Below are 16,800 nucleotides of genomic sequence, written 5' to 3'. Positions count from 1 at the left end.
CAGCCGGGATGCTGCCAGGCCATGACCGGTCTGCATTTGTGCTGCGATTAATTCATCTTTATTCTGTCCCGCGACGCCAGGGACTGGCTCGTCCCGTCCACTTATTAGTTTCCGGAGTAACCGTAAATGAGCATTGACCTGACCGGCCTGTCGGCACGCGAGCTGGGCGCCCTGATCCGCACCGCCAAGAAACAGCAGACCATCGTCGCCAAGCGCCGGCCGATCACCAAGGTCCGGGCACAGCTGACCAAGCTGGCCAAGACCGAGGGTTACACCATCGAGGAACTGTTCGGCGACGCCCCGGCCCCGCGCGCGCGCAAGGTGGCCAAGGTTGCCAAGGCACCGTCGAAGACCGCTGGCCGCAAGCTGGGCAAGGTTGCGCCGAAGTACCGCAACCCGGCCAATCCGAAGGAAACCTGGACCGGCCGTGGCAAGCAGCCGCGCTGGATGGCCGAGCTGACCGCCAAGGGCAGCAAGAAGCCGGAAGATTTCCTGATCAAGAAGGCCTGAGGCCGGATCGGGATGCAATGAAAAACGCCGGCGAAAGCCGGCGTTTTTCATTCCCTGGAAAGGAAAGGGGTGTGGACCAACGGTCCACACCCACAGGAAGCAGCCCAGAGGGCGATTACAGGGTTTTGCGAGCCGGCATCAGCAGGTTGCCGAACAGCAGGCCAGCGACCAGCGCCATCACCACGTTGAGCACGGTGAGGAACACGCTCTGGCCGGCGCCCACGTCCTGCTGCTGGACCAGGGTCAGCACGCCGCGCAGGCTGGTGCTGCCGGGCACCATCATGATGATGCCGGGCAGGCGGATGATTGCGCCCGGGCGGCCGACGAGGCGGCCGAACAGATTGCCACCGGCGGTCAGCAGCATCGCCGACAGGAAGATGCCAGCCGGCGCGCCCCAGGCGTGGCCACCGAACTTGGAGATCGCATAACCAGCGACCGAGGCCGCGATCACCCACGGATAATCGCGGCGGTTGGCCTTGAACAGCATCGCGAAGGCAAACGCTGCGGTCAGCAGTGAGCCCCACTCCACCCACGGCCCCTGCGGCCGCGTGGCGCGGATCACCGGATCGAGGCCGAGCACATCGGCCAGGGTCACCGCGATCATCGCGCCGACGCTGAGCTTCATGATGGTGGTCAGCGCGCCGGCAAAGCGCGCGGTACCCGACACCCAGTGCTGGCTGGCCAGTTCATTGACCGCATTGGTCAGCGACATGCCGGGCAGCAGCACCACCAGCGAGGCGATGATCACCGTGTTGAGGTTGAGCGCGCCGATGAAGGACGCGACCAGGGTGGCGACCAGGCCGGCCAGCAGCGCGGCCAGTGCCTCGGCGGCTTCACGGGTGGCCGGGCGACGGTCGGTGACCATGCCGAGCAGGCCGATCATCAGGCCGATGACACCGGCGGTGGCGATGTCCAGCCACGGCAGCTTCCACATGCCGGCCACGCCGGCCGCACCGAGGGTGAACGAAAGGATGGTGCGCAGCTTGCCGCGCCGGCCCGGATCCTTGTCCAGCTGGCGCAGCGCGGTGTGGCCCTGGGCGATGCTCATCCGCCCGTTGGCCACTTCCTCGGCGATATGGTCGGCCACGCTGAGCTTGTGCAGGTCGTTCTCGCCGGGGGCCAGACGGATCACGCGGGTGATGTCACTGGAGCCGATCGCCTGCGCAGGGTCGCTGAAGCTGAGGATGATACCGGTGGGATTCGACCACGGTTCACAATCCAGATCGAGCTGGCGGGCCAGTGCCACCACTGCCGTTTCCAGGCGCTGGGCCGTTGTGCCGTAGCTGTGCAGGCGTCCGGCGATCTCGGAAACGAAGGCCACGCGCTGCGCGTAGGTGGCCTGGGGCGTGGGGATCGTGTGAGCGTCTGCGGACATGCGCCGTAGTATTACCTAGGCTGGGCCTTACCGGAGAAATTCATCCGAGTTCGACGCGATGCCCAATACAGAACGGTTATGCTGCGACCCGAATGGCCCAAGTGACCCCGAACCACGCCCCCCAGCTCGAACAGGATGCCCATGACCCGGGCGTGATCCGCCTGTCCGGCACCTGGACCTTGAAGACCGCGCTGGCCGCGGCCGAAGTCCTGCGCGGCGTTCCCGACACGCTGACCGGCATCGATGCCACCGCCATCGAGAAGATGGATTCGGCCGGCGTGCTGCAGGTGCTGCGCGTGGCCCATCGCGCCGACCTCGGTGAGGACGCACTGAAGTTCCGCCCGGACCACCAGGCGCTGGTGTGCACCATCGAGGAAGTGGCCGACGACCGGCCCAAGCCCAAGCGCGACTTCGGCGTGCTGGCTGCACTGGAACGGCTGGGTGTCAGCGTCCATGCCACCGGCCACAACATCAAGGCGCTGTGCAGTTTCCTCGGCGAGAACCTGGTCAAGGCCGCGCGCCTGGTCAAGGAACCCCGCCGTTTCCGCCTGACCGCCACCGTGCACCAGATGGAGCAGGTCGGGCTGGATGCGGTACCGCTGGTGGCACTGCTGTCCTACCTGGTCGGCGCGGTGATCGCCTTCCTCGGCTCGACCATCCTGCGCGATTTCGGCGCCGAGATTTACGTGGTCGAGCTGGTCAACATCGCCTTCCTGCGCGAGTTCGCGGTGCTGCTGACCGCGATCGTGCTGGCCGGCCGCACCGCCAGCGCCTTCACCGCGCAGATCGGTGCGATGAAGGCGCGCGAGGAAATCGATGCGATGCGCACTCTGGGCCTGGACCCGATCGACCTGCTGGTGCTGCCACGGCTGCTGGCGCTGCTGGTCACCCTGCCCCTGCTGACCTTCATCGCCATGGTCGCCGGACTGGCCGGTGGCATCACGGTGGGTGCGTTCGACCTGGATATTCCGCCGCAGATGTACATCGCGCGCATGCACGAGACGATGGAAGTGCGCCACATGCTGGTCGGCCTGTCGAAGGCGCCGGTGTTCGCGCTGGTGATCGGCCTGATCGGCTGCCTGGAAGGACTGAAGGTCGAAGGCACGGCGCAGTCGGTCGGCGAACGCACCACCTCCAGCGTGGTGCAGACCATCTCGCTGGTGATCATCATCGACGCCTTCGCGGCGTTGTGGTTCATGCACATGGACTGGTGACATGAGCACACATCCGACGCCCGAAGAAATTCCCATGCAGGACGACGACGGCCACGAGCTGGCCATCCGCGTGCGTGGTCTGGTCAACCGTTTCGGCAGCCAGACTGTGCATGAGGACCTGGACCTGGACGTGCGCCGCGGCGAGATCCTGGGCGTGGTCGGTGGCTCCGGTACCGGCAAATCGGTGCTGATGCGTTCGATCCTCGGCCTGCGCGTGCCCGATGCCGGGCAGATCGAAGTGCTCGGCCGCGACGCGCGTGCCGACGATGCCGAGAGCCGCCTGCACATCGAACGCAACACCGGCGTGCTGTTCCAGGACGGCGCGCTGTTTTCGTCGCTGACCGTGGGTGAGAACGTGCAGGTACCGCTGAAGGAGCACCATCGCGAACTGCCCGAGCGCTGGCACTACGAACTGGCGCTGCTGAAGGTGAAGCTGGCCGGCCTGCCCGCCGATGCGATCAACAAGCTGCCCTCGCAGCTGTCCGGTGGCATGCGCAAGCGCGCCGGCCTGGCCCGCGCATTGGCGCTGGACCCACCGCTGCTGTTCCTGGATGAACCCACTGCCGGCCTCGACCCGATCGGCGCGGCGGCGTTCGACCGCCTGATCAAGACCCTGCAGGAAGCGCTGGGGCTGACCGTGTTCCTGATCACCCACGACCTGGACACGCTGTACGCGATCTGCGACCGGGTAGCGGTGATCGCCGACCGCAAGGTCGTGGCCAATGCGCCCCTGCCTGACATCGAGAAACTGGATCATCCGTGGATCCAGGAATACTTCCACGGACCCCGCGCGCGCGCCGCGCGTGGCGAACAGATCGAGAGTGCCTGAGCCATGGAAACCAAAGCCAACTACGTGCTGATCGGCGCGTTCACCCTGATCACCGGCCTGGCCCTGCTGGCCTTCGGCCTGTGGGCCGCCAAGTACTCTTCCGACCGCACCTGGCAGGAATACCGCGTGGTGTTCCGCGAAGCGGTGACCGGCCTGTCGGTGGGCAGCCCGGTGCAGTACAACGGCATCGCGGTGGGCTCGATCACCGAACTGAACCTGGTACCGGACGACCCGCGCCAGGTGGTCGCGCGCATCCGCCTGAACTCCAACACGCCGGTCAAGACCGATACCCGCGCCAAGCTGGCGATCACCAGCCTGACCGGCCCGTCGATCATCCAGCTCAGCGGTGGCACGCCGCAGTCGCCGGCGCTGACCACGGTCAACAAGGACCCGGCGCCGATCATCCCGACCACGCCGTCGGCGCTGCAGAACATCACCGACGTCGCCAACCGCATCGTCGAGCGCATGGACCAGATTCTCAGCGACCGCAACGTGGCTTCGATCAACGCGACACTGGCCAACCTGGAAACCATCAGCGGTGGTCTGGCCGACCGTGACCAGGGCACGCAGGCGCTGCTGCTCAGCGCGCGCGACGCCGCGCGCAGCCTGGACACCACGCTGAAGACCACCAACGGCACCATCGAGCGCCTGGACAAGAACCTGGTGCAGCAGCTGCCGGGCATCATCGACAAGCTCGACGGCACTCTGGCCAAGCTTGATTCGGCCGCCGGCAACGCCGATTCGATCCTTGGCGAGAACCGCGCTGCCATCAACAGCTTCGCCAACGATGGCCTCGGCCAGCTCGGCCCGACGCTGACCGAACTGCGCGGCCTGATCCGCGACCTGCGCCGGGTCAGCGACCGCCTCGAGAACAACCCCGCGCGCTACCTGCTGGGCCGCGACGCACCGAAGGAGTTCGAACCCAAATGAGCCCGACCACCCTTCCGCGCCTGCTGCTGGCCGCTTCGATGGTCACCCTGCTGGGCGGCTGCTCCATCCTTGGCAGCAGCGAGAAAACCGCAGTGACGCTGTACTCGCCGTCCGTGCAGGTCAAGGCGGACCCGGCGTGGCCACAGGCCAGCTGGCAGCTGGTACTGGCCAAACCCAGCGCCGCGCGCATGGTCGACAGCCCGCGCATCAACGTGCGGCCGACGCCATCGCAGCTGGAGATCTACAAGGGCGCCAGCTGGGCGCAGCCGGCCACCGACATGATCGAGGACACCCTGCTGCGCGGCTTCGAGGATTCCGGCCGCATCCGCGGCGTGGCCCGCAGCACCGCCGGCATCCGCGCCGACTACAAGCTGTCCACCGACGTGCGCCGCTTCGAATCGGATTACCAGGGACAGGCCACGCCGACAGTAGTGATCGAGGTCAACGCCAAGCTGATCCACGTGGCCGACCAGCGCGTGGTCGCCGACCGCACCTTCCGCCAGGCGCAGCCGGTCGGCAGCACCGACGTACCGGCGGTGACCGCCGCGTTCGAGCGTGGGCTGCAGCAGCTGGCGCAGGACGTGGTGGGCTGGACGCTGGTGAGCGGGCAGGCCGACCAGCCGACCGTCGCGCGCTGATCGATCAGCGCGGCGTGATCCAGCGGAACGTCAGGTTGATCCGCTCCCCCTGCACGCGTGCCATCTTCGGCAGCGCGTGCTGATAGAACTGTTGGGTCTGACCGGCCATCACCAGCAGATCGCCATGGCCGAGCAGATACTCGGCCTTCCGCGCCGGGTCATCGCGCCGGCGCAGCAGGAAGCGCCGCGCCGCGCCCAGGCTCAGCGAAGCAATCACCGGGGCCGGCCCCAGCTCCGGCTCGTCATCGCTGTGCCAGCCCATGTAATCACCGCCGCCGCGATAGCGGTTCAGCAGCACGCTGTTGAAGCGGCCGAGGCCCTCCACCTGCAGGCGATCACGCATGGCCTGCAACGCGGGTGGCCAGAAGTGCGGCACGAATTCAGCCCCCGAATAGCGGTAGCGCGCCTGCGGATCGCCGATCCAGCAGCTCAGCCGCGGCGAATCCACCCAGTTGCCGAACATGCGGATGCGGTGGACTTCCCAGGGGACTTCGGCCTGCAGCACGGACAGGAGCCGGTCGGCATCGGTCGCGGCCAGCCAGCCCGGCAGGTGCTGGACATCGGCATCGGGCAGGTCGTGAGGGAACAGCATGGCGCCATGTCTTCAGATGAAATCAGCTCCAGCTTGCCCGATTTGCCCGGTTCAGTCACAGACGGGACAATGCTCCATCTCGACCTATCCTTCCAATTCAACTGATGCCGCGCCTTAAACCCAGCCAGTCCAGCTCTGCATCTGACCAACGGAGTGAACGGTGAAGCTCCGTCGTTACCTTGATGCAATCCAACGCTCGGTTCAGCGCCACGGAGGCGGATTGCCGGGGCTCTGGTCGGTGGTCCGTCGCGCACTGAAGATTGCACGTGTCATGGGTATCGGTGGACTGCTGCGCCGCGCGCGCACTTCCGGCGCAACTCATCACGCGAGTACTCCACCAGTATGCGACACACCATTGCCAGCACCAGTCCCACTGGAGCTGATTTCATTGAAGGTCGGAGTGATGGCGCATGTCTTCTATCCGGACCTGATTGAAGAGCTGGCCTCGTCGCTGGAACAGATGCCAGTTCCCTATCGGCTTATGGTCTCGGTGGTGGATGACGTCGCTGCAGAGCAGGTTCGTGCACGGTTTGGGCAGCTTCCCAAGCTGATCGACCTGCAGGTAGCGAAGGTAGCCAACCGTGGCCGCGACATCGCGCCACTGATGCTCGCATTTGAAACCAGCATCCGTGAGCTGGACGTGGTGGGCCACGTACACACCAAGAAATCGCTTTACACCGGTAGCACCCAGGAACAGTGGCGACGCTATCTACTGGCATCGCTGTTTGGTGACCACGATCGCCTGGCTTGGTTGCTTGGCGTGCTGCAGGCGGCCCCGGATTTGGGGCTGGTCTATCCGGAAACCCATGCGTCACTACCGCCATGGGCACATACTTGGCTTTCCAACGCTTCAATAGGTCACGCTTTGTGCGCCCGCCTGGGTCTGGGGTGGGACGGCACCGGCTACTTCGATTACCCCGCCGGCTCGATGTTCTGGGCGCGAGTGGATGCCCTGCGGCCACTGTTCGAGCTGAGACTTTCGTTGGATGAGTTTCCCGCAGAGCAGGGCCAGATCGATGGCACTCTGCAGCATGCGATCGAACGTCTTTTCGCATTGATCGCTCGCGATCGTGGCTATCGAATCGGCGTACTGCCGGCCGATGGCAGTCGCCACATGGCCACCGAAGGTGAGCGAAATGCCGGTGCTGCCTTCAGGTATCCGCTGGCAGAGCAACTACGGATGGCGGGCATCGAAGCCAGGGTGGTGACGCTGGATGTATTCGACACCATGGTTCTGCGCCCCTTCACGACGCCAAATGGCGCGCGCCAACTGCTGGCACTTCGTGCTGAACGCATATCGGGATTGACTGCGTTCGCCGAGATTCGGGAGGACGCGGAAATCGCAGAACGGCAACGTCTGGGCCGCGATCCGGAACTGGCCGAAATCTACCAGCAGGTGGGACGCATCGGGCACCTTGACGGCGCCATGGCCCAGCGTCTGCTGGCACTGGAAGTGCAGACAGAGCAGGAGCTGTTGCGCCCGCGCCGGGGGCTTCTGGAAGCACTACCGACGTTGGCCGGAAAACGGCTGATCGCTCTGTCGGACATGTACCTGCCCGCAGCTGTACTGCGCAGCATACTGCCACCACCAGTGGAAGCCGTTACCGACACCTGGTGGATCTCCTGCGAAACCGGGCACCGTAAGGATGCCGACGACAGCTGGGCGCGATGGGCGGAGCAGTTGGCAATATCTCCGGATCATTGGCTGCATGTGGGCGACAATGAACATTCTGATGTCCAGCTGCCGCAACGTGCCGGCCTGATCAATCCGGTCCACGTGCTACGTCCCGGCGCACTGTTCGACATGGTCCCCGCTCTGCGCACCTTGCGCCATCGTTCAGCAGCGCAGGCACCTTGGCCTGAGCAGCTATGGCGTGGGTTGCTGGCCAATCGTTTGACGTACATAGCCGACACCGCCCCACATCGCGTGTACCCGACGCCACAACTTGCAGCGGAAGACACGGGCTACTGCGTGTTGGGTCCCATCCTGCTTGATTTCCTGTTGACAACCGCCACTGCCGCCCAACGGCGGGGTATCGGTTCAATCCTGCTGCTCGCTCGAGAAGGCCATCTGCTGGAGCAGGCTTGGACGCTGTTGGCCAAGGTCCATTCCGGAATGCGAGCACTGCGCACAGAGTATTTTCTTGCATCGCGGCGCTCCACGGCCTTGCCGGCACTGGCAGCGGATGCAGATCTATCTGCCGTACTGGCCGGTAGCTTCAACGGCAACATGCGGCAACTTCTTGTGGCACGCCTTGGCACGCAGGCCATGGACGTGATTGCCCAAGTTGACTCTACGCTGCTGGAGCGCGACGTCTTTTTGCCTGAAATGGCAGACACGGTCTCGCTGTGGCTGCAACCTGCACTTCCCTCCCTCCTTGAGCTGGCCGAGCAGAGCCGACAGATCTGGCAAGCGCGCCTGTCAGAGGCCACTGGCGGCGAACCAGCCATGGTCGTCGATCTGGGTTATGCAGGAACCATCCAGCGCAATCTGATCCGCCTTAGCGGCGAACCGATTGGCGGCCAGTACTTCGCCTTGCGGGAAACGGCCAAGCAGCTGGACGGATTGGGCTGGGCTGAAGCGCGCTACTTCGACGGCCGCCAGGATCCCTCAGGCTCATCCTTGATCCTTCAGCACGACCTCTTGCTGGAAGCACTGCTAAGTGCCCCGCACGGTCAGTTCAACGGCTACTTCCGCGACATGAGTGGAGTGGTGCACGGCGAGTTCGGCGAACAGACCTTGGGGGAGCGTGGACTGGAAGCTCTCGCCGCAGTGCAGACTGGCGCGCTCGCATTCATCAGTGATGTCTGCTCGGCGGTCGGCACGGACGTTGTCAGCATCACGCTCGATGAACGGAGTGTGCTGGAACCACTGCGCCTGCTTGCCGAGGGAAGCTGGCAGGCAGGCACCTGGCTGCAGGATTTGGCCACCGAAGACGACTTCAGTGGCCGTGGCAATGTAGCCGTGAGCAGGCCTTACTGACGGAACGCGACGCCGGTCTTTTCCTTCAGTTCTTCATCGCTGACACCCGGCGCGGCTTCCACCAGCAGCAGGCCCTTGTCCGTCACATCGAACACGGCCAGATCGGTGATGATGCGGTCGACCACGCCCACACCGGTCAGCGGCAGCGTGCATTCGGTCAGGATCTTGTGCTCGCCGTTCTTGGCGGTGTGCTCCATCAGCACCACCACGCGCTGCACGCCGGCCACCAGATCCATCGCGCCGCCCATGCCCTTGACCATCTTGCCGGGCACCATCCAGTTGGCCAGGTCGCCCTTATGGGTGACCTGCATGGCGCCGAGGATGGCCAGGTTGACGTGGCCGCCGCGGATCATCGCGAAGCTGTCGTGGCTGCCGAAGTAGCTGGCACCGGCACGTGCGGTGACGGTCTGCTTGCCGGCGTTGATCAGGTCGGCGTCCACTTCGGCATCGGTCGGGAACGGGCCGATACCGAGCAGGCCGTTCTCCGACTGCAGCCACACATCCACGCCTTCGGGAATATGGTTGGCGACCAGGGTCGGCAGGCCGATGCCCAGGTTCACGTAGGCGCCATCAGTCAGTTCGCGGGCGGCGCGTGCCGCCATCTCATCGCGGGTCCACGCCATGTCAGTTGCCCTCCGCGCGGATGGTGCGCTGTTCGATACGCTTTTCTGGATGCGGGTTGTGCACGATGCGGTGCACGTAGATGCCCGGCAGGTGCACCAGGTCCGGATCGATGGCGCCGACCGGCACCACCTCTTCCACTTCCACGATGCAAACCTTGCCGGCCATCGCGCAGGCCGGGTTGAAGTTGCGCGCGGTCTTGCGGAACACCAGGTTGCCTGCTTCGTCGGCCTTCCACGCCTTGACCAGCGCGACATCGGCACGCAGCGCGGTCTCCATCACGTAGTGCTTGCCGTCGAACTCGCGGGTTTCCTTGCCCTCGGCCACCACGGTGCCGTAGCCGGTGGCAGTGAAGAACGCCGGGATGCCCGCGCCGCCGGCACGCAGGCGCTCGGCCAGGGTGCCCTGCGGGTTGAATTCCAGCTCCAGCTCGCCGGCCAGAAACTGGCGCTCGAATTCCTTGTTCTCGCCCACGTAGGACGAAATCATCTTCTTGATCTGCCGGGTTTCCAGCAGCTGGCCCAGGCCGAAACCATCGACGCCGGCATTGTTGGAGATCACGGTCAGGCCCTTGGCGCCACTGTCACGCAGCGCGGCGATCAGGGCCTCGGGAATGCCACACAGGCCGAAGCCGCCCACGGCCAGCGTCTGGCCATCGGCGACCACCCCTTGCAGGGCCTCCGCCGCACTGGCGAAGCGCTTGCCGCGCTTGCCGGTGGAAGTCGATTGCTGCATTGCTGTACTACCCTGCACGTTGAGGATGACCGCATTCTAGCTGGAGGGCGGCGAAGGGCCTGGATGCGCCGCAGCATTGACGGAGCACCAGGCGGGCATTGGGTAGAATGGGCGATTCCACGCAGAAGGGTGCTTCAGCGCCTACGCCCCTCGATCTACGATGACGCCGACCTTCACAGACGAAGACCTGTTCCGCTGGATCGACGAATGGACACTGCAGAAAAGCGAGCAGTGCCTGGGTGGCGTGCGCAACCGGCAACTTCGCGATGGCCTGCTGACGGCCGAGGTACAGGGTTCGGCCAGGCATCCCTACTACGTGGAGATCGATCTGACGGCCAGTACGCGCACCGCGCGCAGCCGCCTGCAGAGTGCCTGTTCCTGCCCCGTCGGCCGCACCTGCAAGCATGTGGCGGCGGTGCTGGTCTCGTACATGCTGGATTCGCTTGCCATGGACGACGAGAGCCCCCTGACCGAACAGGACCTGGCGCAACCGCCGCGTCCTGAACTGCTGGCGGAGCTTTCGCGTTGGCAGAGCGCGCGGATCCGGCCGGCCCAGCCACGCCGGAACGGTGTCATCTTCGAACTGTCCACCTACAACCACCACCCCGCCGTGCTGGTCCGGCGCGTCAAGTACGGGACCGATGGTGCGATCAGCACGGGCAAGTGGATGGATATCACCGCGGACCTGCTGCTGGATCCTCCGGCCTATCTCACGCCGACTGATCTGGCGGTGATGATCCAGCTACGCACCCAGCGGCAGCCCGCGACGAAGGACGAATGGATCGACTTCGCGGCCACCCTGCAGTTGATCGTCTCCAGCGGCCATGGCTGGGTCTCCTGCGGTACGCACGGCGACGTGCCGGCCCGGTCAGGAGCTCCACGCCGCGGCGAACTGGGCTGGACCGTTGGCATGACGCAGGGCGCGACGCTGCTGGAACCCGCGTTGAGCGTGGAGGGCGGCGCCAGAGGCGTGGTCCTGGGCCGGAGTGCGTGCTATCTGGACCCGGTCACCGGCGAGGTCGGTCCGCTGCTGCTGGATGTCAGGGCCGAGGACGCCGACGCCTTCCTGAGCCTGCCCAATCTGTTACCCAACGAAGAAGCGGTGGTCGCACAGATGCTGCAACAGATCGACCCTGCCCTGCCGCGCCCCGGTGCAAGCGACACACTGCCCACCCTGCAGATCAGCGCGATGATCCCCGTGCTGCGCCTGCATACGATTGAGTTCCGGCCGGCGTGGCTCGGCCGCCGCGACCCGTCGCAATGGGCCGATATCGCGACCGTGGCCTTCGAGTACGACGAGCACGTGCGGTTCCTGGATGATCCGAGCCTGTTCGCACTCGATCCGGAGGGCCAGCTCGCCCTGCTGCCCCGTGACCTGGCTGAGGAATCACGGCGCGAGGCCGAGCTGCGCACGGTGGGACTGTATCGCGACACGGACCCGCGGGCGTCATTGGACGGCGCTGGCCCGCAGTTCCAGCTGCGCACCCATGACTGGACACGGTTCCTGCTGGATGACGTGCCGCGCCTGGAAGCCTTGGGCTGGAAGGTGGAGACTGACGACGACTTCCGCCATCGCATCACCCGGGTGGATGAGATCGACCTGGACATCCAGGCGGACCCGGCGGATGCGGGCTGGTTCAACCTGGGTCTGGACATCCAGGTGGAAGGCCGCAACGTATCGATGGTTCCGCTGCTGCAGCAGGTGCTGCAGTCCGATCCCCGCTGGATGCGTGGCCAGCTGGACGCCATCGGCGACGACGAGAACGTCCTGTTGATGGCAGGCGACAACACCCGCCTGGCACTGCGGGCCGCGCGACTGAAGCCGATCATGGCCCTGTTGGCGGACCTGTTCGCCCAGCGTGGCGCGCCGCTGCGCTTGTCAGCGCTTGACCGTGGCCGCCTGCAGGCACTGCAGGACACGGCGCGCCTGCAGTTCCGGGGCCGCAAGGATACCCAGGCGCTGGTGCAGCGGCTGATGCAGGCACCCGCACTGGGCGAAGTGCCGCCACCAGCGGGGCTGGTGGCAACGCTGCGTCCCTACCAGCTGGAGGGCCTGTCGTGGCTGCAGTACCTGCGCCAGCAGGGGCTGGGCGGGGTGCTGGCCGATGACATGGGGCTGGGCAAGACCCTGCAGACACTGGCGCATCTGCTGGTCGAGAAGGAAAGTGGCCGCCTGGACCGGCCGGCGCTGCTGGTGGTGCCGACCTCGCTGCTGCACAACTGGCAGAGCGAAGCGGCACGCTTCACCCCGGGCCTGCGCGTACTGACCCTGCACGGACCGGCACGTGAAGCACTGTTCGAGGCGATCCCCGAGCACGATCTTGTACTGACCACGTATCCCCTGCTGTGGCGCGACGAGCAGGCGCTGCAGGCACATGCCTACCATCTGCTGATCCTCGACGAGGCCCAGCAGGTGAAGAATCCGAAATCGCGTGCGGCGGTCACCCTGCGCACGCTGCAGGCCCGCCATCGCCTGTGCCTGACCGGTACGCCGCTGGAAAACCATCTGGGCGAACTGTGGACGCAGTTCGATTTCCTGCTGCCCGGCCTGCTCGGCAGCGAGAAACAGTTCAACCAACATTGGCGCCATCCGATCGAACGCGGCAGCGACCACCGCCGCGCCACGTTGCTGGCGCAGCGTCTGCGCCCCTTCATCCTGCGCCGGCGCAAGGATCAGGTCGCGTCAGAGCTTCCGCCCAAGACCCTCATTACCCGCGCGGTGGAGATGGAGGGTGGCCAGCGTGATCTCTATGAAACCGTGCGTGCCGCGATGGAAAAGCAGGTGCGCGAAGCCATCAGCGGCAGCGGGCTGGCGCGCAGCCATATCGTGGTGCTGGATGCCTTGCTGAAGCTGCGCCAGGTCTGCTGCGATCCGCGCCTGCTGCCGGGCGACGCCCCTGCACGCAATGCCGGCTCGGCCAAGCTGGAGCTGCTGCGCGACATGCTGCCGTCGATGGTCGAGGAAGGCCGGCGGATCCTGGTGTTCTCACAGTTCACCGGCATGCTGGCGCTGATCGCGCAGGCGCTGGAGGAGCTCGGGCTGGCCTATGTGACGCTGACCGGCGACACCCAGGACCGGGCCACGCCGGTGCAGCGTTTCATGCAGGGCGAGGTACCCGTGTTCCTGATCAGCCTGAAGGCGGGTGGCGTCGGGTTGAACCTGACTGCTGCAGACACCGTCATCCACTTCGATCCCTGGTGGAACCCGGCGGCCGAAAACCAGGCCAGTGACCGCGCCCATCGCATCGGCCAGCAGCAGCCGGTGTTCGTCTACCGGCTGATCGCCGCAGGCAGCATCGAAGAACGGATTGCCGAGCTGCAGGAACGCAAGGCCCTGCTGGCGGAATCGATTCTGGAAGGCGGCGGCAGCACGGGTCCACGCTTCAGTGAGGAAGACGTCCAGGCGCTGCTGGCGCCGTTGCCGGGCCTGCCGGCCAAGCGCACCCGCCGGCCAGGCCGACGATCGCCGCAGGCCTGATCCGTGGCGCCAGTCAGGTGGCGTTCTCCGATGGAAACGATTCCCAAACGGGACTGGGACTACAATTGAGGGCTGAGCTCACAAAGGATCTGATCGATGCCCCTGCCCGCCTTCAAGGCCTACGATATCCGCGGCCGCGTGCCGGAAGAACTGAACGAAGACCTGGCGCGCCGCATCGGCGTCGCCCTGGCTGCGCAGCTCGCTCCCGGCCCGGTGGTCCTCGGCCACGATGTGCGCCTGACCAGCCCGGCGCTGCAGGATGCACTGGCCGCAGGCCTGCGTGGTACCGGTCGTGAGGTGATCGACATCGGTCTGTGCGGTACCGAAGAGGTCTACTTCCAGACCGATCACCTCGGCGCAGCCGGCGGTGTGATGGTGACCGCCAGCCACAACCCGATGGACTACAACGGGATGAAGCTGGTCAAGGAGAACGCCCGCCCGATCAGCTCCGATACCGGCCTGTTCGCGATCTCCGATGCGGTCGCCGTCGATACGTCCGAGGCCCAGCCGCCACGCGCCGGGCAGACCGCCCAGCATGACAAGAGCGCCTATATCCAGCATCTGCTGAGCTACGTCGACGCCGCCAAGCTCAAGCCGCTGAAGCTGGTGGTCAATGCCGGCAACGGTGGTGCGGGCGCCATCGTCGACCTGCTGGCACCGCATCTGCCGTTCGAGTTCATCCGCATCTGCCACGAACCTGATGGCAGCTTCCCCAACGGCATTCCCAACCCGCTGCTGCCGGAAAACCGCGCCGCCACCGCCAATGCGGTGCGCGAACACGGCGCCGACTTCGGCATTGCCTGGGACGGTGACTTCGACCGCTGCTTCTTCTTCGACCATACCGGCCGCTTCATCGAGGGCTACTATCTGGTCGGCCTGCTGGCCAAGGCCATCCTGGCACGCAATCCCGGTGGCAAGATCGTGCACGACCCGCGGCTGGTCTGGAACACCGTGGAAATGGTTGAACAGGCAGGCGGCGTACCGGTGCTGTGCAAGAGCGGCCACGCTTTCATCAAGGAAAAGATGCGCGCCGAAGATGCGGTGTACGGCGGCGAGATGAGCGCCCACCACTACTTCCGCGAATTCGCCTATGCCGACTCCGGCATGATCCCGTGGCTGCTGATCGCGCAGCTGATTTCCGAGAGCGGCCGCTCGCTGGCCGACTGGGTCGAAGACCGCATGGCGGCCTATCCCTGCAGCGGCGAGATCAACTTCAAGGTGGCCGATGCCAAGGCCGCCGTGGCCCGCGTGATGGAGCACTTCGCCGCGCGGTCGCCCGCGCTGGACCATACCGATGGCATCAGCGCCGATTTCGGCGACTGGCGCTTCAACCTGCGCAGTTCCAACACCGAGCCGCTGCTGCGCCTGAACGTTGAAGCCCGCGGCGACGCAGCGCTGATGCAGGCGCGCACCGACGAAATCTCCCGCCTTATCCAGCAGTAATCAAGGAAGATCATGAGCAACATCCAGCCCGTCATCCTGTCCGGTGGTTCCGGCACCCGCCTGTGGCCACTGTCGCGCGAGGCGTATCCGAAGCAGTTCCTGCCGCTGGCAGGCGAACAGACGATGCTGCAGGCCACCTGGCAGCGCGTCGCGCCCATCGCCACCCACGGCCCGTTGGTGATCGCCAACGAAGAGCACCGCTTCGTCGCTGCCGAGCAGCTGCAGCAGGTCGGCGCCGAGCCGGCTGCCATCATCCTGGAACCGGTTGGCCGCAATACGGCGCCGGCGATTGCGGTCGCAGCATTGGAGGCCACCCGCGACGGCGCCGATGCGCTGCTGCTGGTGCTGCCCTCGGACCATGTGATCACCGATGAGGCTGCGTTCCGTGCAGTCGTGCAGGCTGCAGCCAGCGCTGCCGAGGCCGGCAAGCTGGTGACCTTCGGCATCGTGCCGACCGGTCCGGAAACCGGCTACGGCTATATCAAGGCCGCCAATGGACAGGGCCTGCGTGCCGTCGAGCGTTTCGTCGAAAAGCCCGACCTGGACACCGCCACCGGCTATGTGGCCAGCGGCCAGTACTACTGGAACAGCGGCATGTTCCTGTTCAAGGCCTCGCGCTACCTGCAGGAACTGGAGCGCTTCCAGCCCGACATGCTGGCCAGCAGCCGCCAGGCCTGGCAGCAGGCCCGTCGCGATTCGGATTTCACCCGCCTCGACAAGGAGGCGTTCGCCACCGTTCCCTCCGATTCCATCGACTATGCCGTGATGGAAAAAACCGAAGACGCCGTGGTGATTCCGTTGGACGCCGGCTGGAACGACGTCGGTTCGTGGACCGCACTGCGCGATGTCTCGCATCAGGATGGCGATGGCAATGCGCACCAGGGCGACGTGATCGCGATCGACTGCCGCAACACCTATGCCTATGCACAGCGCCTGGTGGCACTGGTCGGCCTGGATGACGTGATCGTGGTCGAGACCGACGACGCGGTGCTGGTCGGCAAGGCCGACCGCATGCAGGAGGTCAAGACCGTGGTGGCGCAGCTGAAGGCCGACGGTCGCAGCGAGGCCACCTGGCATCGCAAGGTCTACCGCCCGTGGGGCGCCTACGATTCGATCGACAACGGCGAGCGTTTCCAGGTCAAGCGCATCACCGTCAAGCCCGGCGGTACGCTCAGCCTGCAGATGCATCACCATCGCGCCGAGCACTGGATCGTGGTCAGCGGCACCGCCGAGGTGACCCGCGGCGACGAGGTGATCCTGCTCAGCGAGAACCAGAGCACTTACATCCCGCTGGGCGTGACCCATCGCCTGCGCAACCCGGGCAAGCTGCCGCTGGAGCTGATCGAGGTGCAGTCCGGCAGTTACCTTGGCGAAGATGACATCGTGCGCTTCGAGGATACCTACGGGCGGACCGAGAGCTGAGTTGGGGGCCGACTGGCAGTCTGCCTGGTC

At 65.6% G+C, this 16,800-nt stretch carries 13 protein-coding genes; 9 read left to right on the top strand and 4 right to left on the bottom strand.

What is annotated here, in order from left to right:
- The first annotated feature begins 126 nt into the window (after positions 1–126).
- Positions 127–510, top strand: a complete 384-nt coding sequence (locus ACZK45_RS02650; RefSeq protein ID WP_032128000.1) for an H-NS histone family protein — start codon at positions 127–129, stop codon at positions 508–510.
- Positions 511–625: 115 nt separating this feature from the next.
- Here ACZK45_RS02650 and ACZK45_RS02645 read toward each other — a convergent pair whose 3' ends face one another.
- Positions 626–1,885, bottom strand: coding sequence for a threonine/serine exporter family protein (locus ACZK45_RS02645; protein ID WP_049398420.1), 1,260 nt, complete (start codon positions 1,883–1,885; stop codon positions 626–628).
- A 92-nt stretch (positions 1,886–1,977) separates the two neighbouring features.
- Here ACZK45_RS02645 and ACZK45_RS02640 point away from each other — a divergent pair, with 92 nt between their 5' ends.
- The 4 genes from ACZK45_RS02640 to ACZK45_RS02625 are packed head-to-tail and all read left to right on the top strand — an operon-like array spanning position 1,978 to position 5,496.
- Positions 1,978–3,099 carry an ABC transporter permease gene (locus ACZK45_RS02640; protein ID WP_032127999.1) on the top strand — a complete coding sequence of 374 codons (1,122 nt, stop codon included), beginning with the start codon at positions 1,978–1,980 and terminating at the stop codon, positions 3,097–3,099.
- A 1-nt stretch (position 3,100) separates the two neighbouring features.
- Positions 3,101–3,928: an ABC transporter ATP-binding protein gene (locus ACZK45_RS02635; protein WP_046983181.1), complete on the top strand. Its 828-nt coding sequence runs from the start codon at positions 3,101–3,103 to the stop codon at positions 3,926–3,928.
- Positions 3,929–3,931: 3 nt separating this feature from the next.
- Positions 3,932–4,858 carry an MlaD family protein gene (locus ACZK45_RS02630; RefSeq protein WP_014035909.1) on the top strand — a complete coding sequence of 309 codons (927 nt, stop codon included), beginning with the start codon at positions 3,932–3,934 and terminating at the stop codon, positions 4,856–4,858.
- A complete protein-coding gene (locus ACZK45_RS02625; protein ID WP_125892546.1) occupies positions 4,855–5,496 on the top strand; it encodes an ABC-type transport auxiliary lipoprotein family protein in 642 nt (213 codons plus the stop codon). Before ACZK45_RS02630 ends, ACZK45_RS02625 begins: the two co-directional genes overlap by 4 nt.
- A 4-nt stretch (positions 5,497–5,500) precedes the next feature.
- Here the strand turns inward: ACZK45_RS02625 and ACZK45_RS02620 are convergent, their stop codons facing one another.
- On the bottom strand, positions 5,501–6,088 hold the full coding sequence (locus ACZK45_RS02620; RefSeq protein ID WP_032127995.1) for an alpha-ketoglutarate-dependent dioxygenase AlkB family protein: 588 nt from the start codon (positions 6,086–6,088) through the stop codon (positions 5,501–5,503).
- A 160-nt stretch (positions 6,089–6,248) separates the two neighbouring features.
- On the opposite strand from ACZK45_RS02620, the gene ACZK45_RS02615 reads away from it, so the two are divergent.
- On the top strand, positions 6,249–9,071 hold the full coding sequence (locus ACZK45_RS02615; protein ID WP_478445418.1) for a rhamnan synthesis F family protein: 2,823 nt from the start codon (positions 6,249–6,251) through the stop codon (positions 9,069–9,071).
- Here ACZK45_RS02615 and ACZK45_RS02610 read toward each other — a convergent pair.
- On the bottom strand, positions 9,065–9,694 hold the full coding sequence (locus ACZK45_RS02610; protein ID WP_049424915.1) for a CoA transferase subunit B: 630 nt from the start codon (positions 9,692–9,694) through the stop codon (positions 9,065–9,067). The two genes, ACZK45_RS02615 and ACZK45_RS02610, sit on opposite strands and share 7 nt — an antisense overlap.
- A gap of 1 nt (position 9,695) precedes the next feature.
- Positions 9,696–10,427, bottom strand: a complete 732-nt coding sequence (locus ACZK45_RS02605; protein ID WP_180837593.1) for a CoA transferase subunit A — start codon at positions 10,425–10,427, stop codon at positions 9,696–9,698.
- A gap of 160 nt (positions 10,428–10,587) precedes the next feature.
- On the opposite strand from ACZK45_RS02605, the gene ACZK45_RS02600 reads away from it, so the two are divergent.
- The 3 genes from ACZK45_RS02600 to ACZK45_RS02590 all read left to right on the top strand — a co-directional run bounded on the left by ACZK45_RS02600 (position 10,588) and on the right by ACZK45_RS02590 (position 16,770).
- On the top strand, positions 10,588–13,905 hold the full coding sequence (locus ACZK45_RS02600; protein WP_478445417.1) for a DEAD/DEAH box helicase: 3,318 nt from the start codon (positions 10,588–10,590) through the stop codon (positions 13,903–13,905).
- A gap of 96 nt (positions 13,906–14,001) precedes the next feature.
- The gene (locus tag ACZK45_RS02595; protein WP_049398412.1) at positions 14,002–15,348 is read left to right on the top strand and encodes a phosphohexomutase domain-containing protein; all 1,347 of its coding nucleotides are present in this window, start codon (positions 14,002–14,004) and stop codon (positions 15,346–15,348) included.
- A gap of 12 nt (positions 15,349–15,360) precedes the next feature.
- Complete coding sequence (locus ACZK45_RS02590; RefSeq protein WP_478445416.1) at positions 15,361–16,770, top strand: mannose-1-phosphate guanylyltransferase/mannose-6-phosphate isomerase; 1,410 nt, start codon at positions 15,361–15,363, stop codon at positions 16,768–16,770.
- Positions 16,771–16,800 lie beyond the last annotated feature (30 nt).

It is taken from the genome of Stenotrophomonas sp. 63632_Sma, assembly GCF_056482875.1.
The sequence above is the reverse complement of the archived record's forward strand: the minus strand, read 5'-3'. Positions and strand labels throughout refer to the sequence as shown.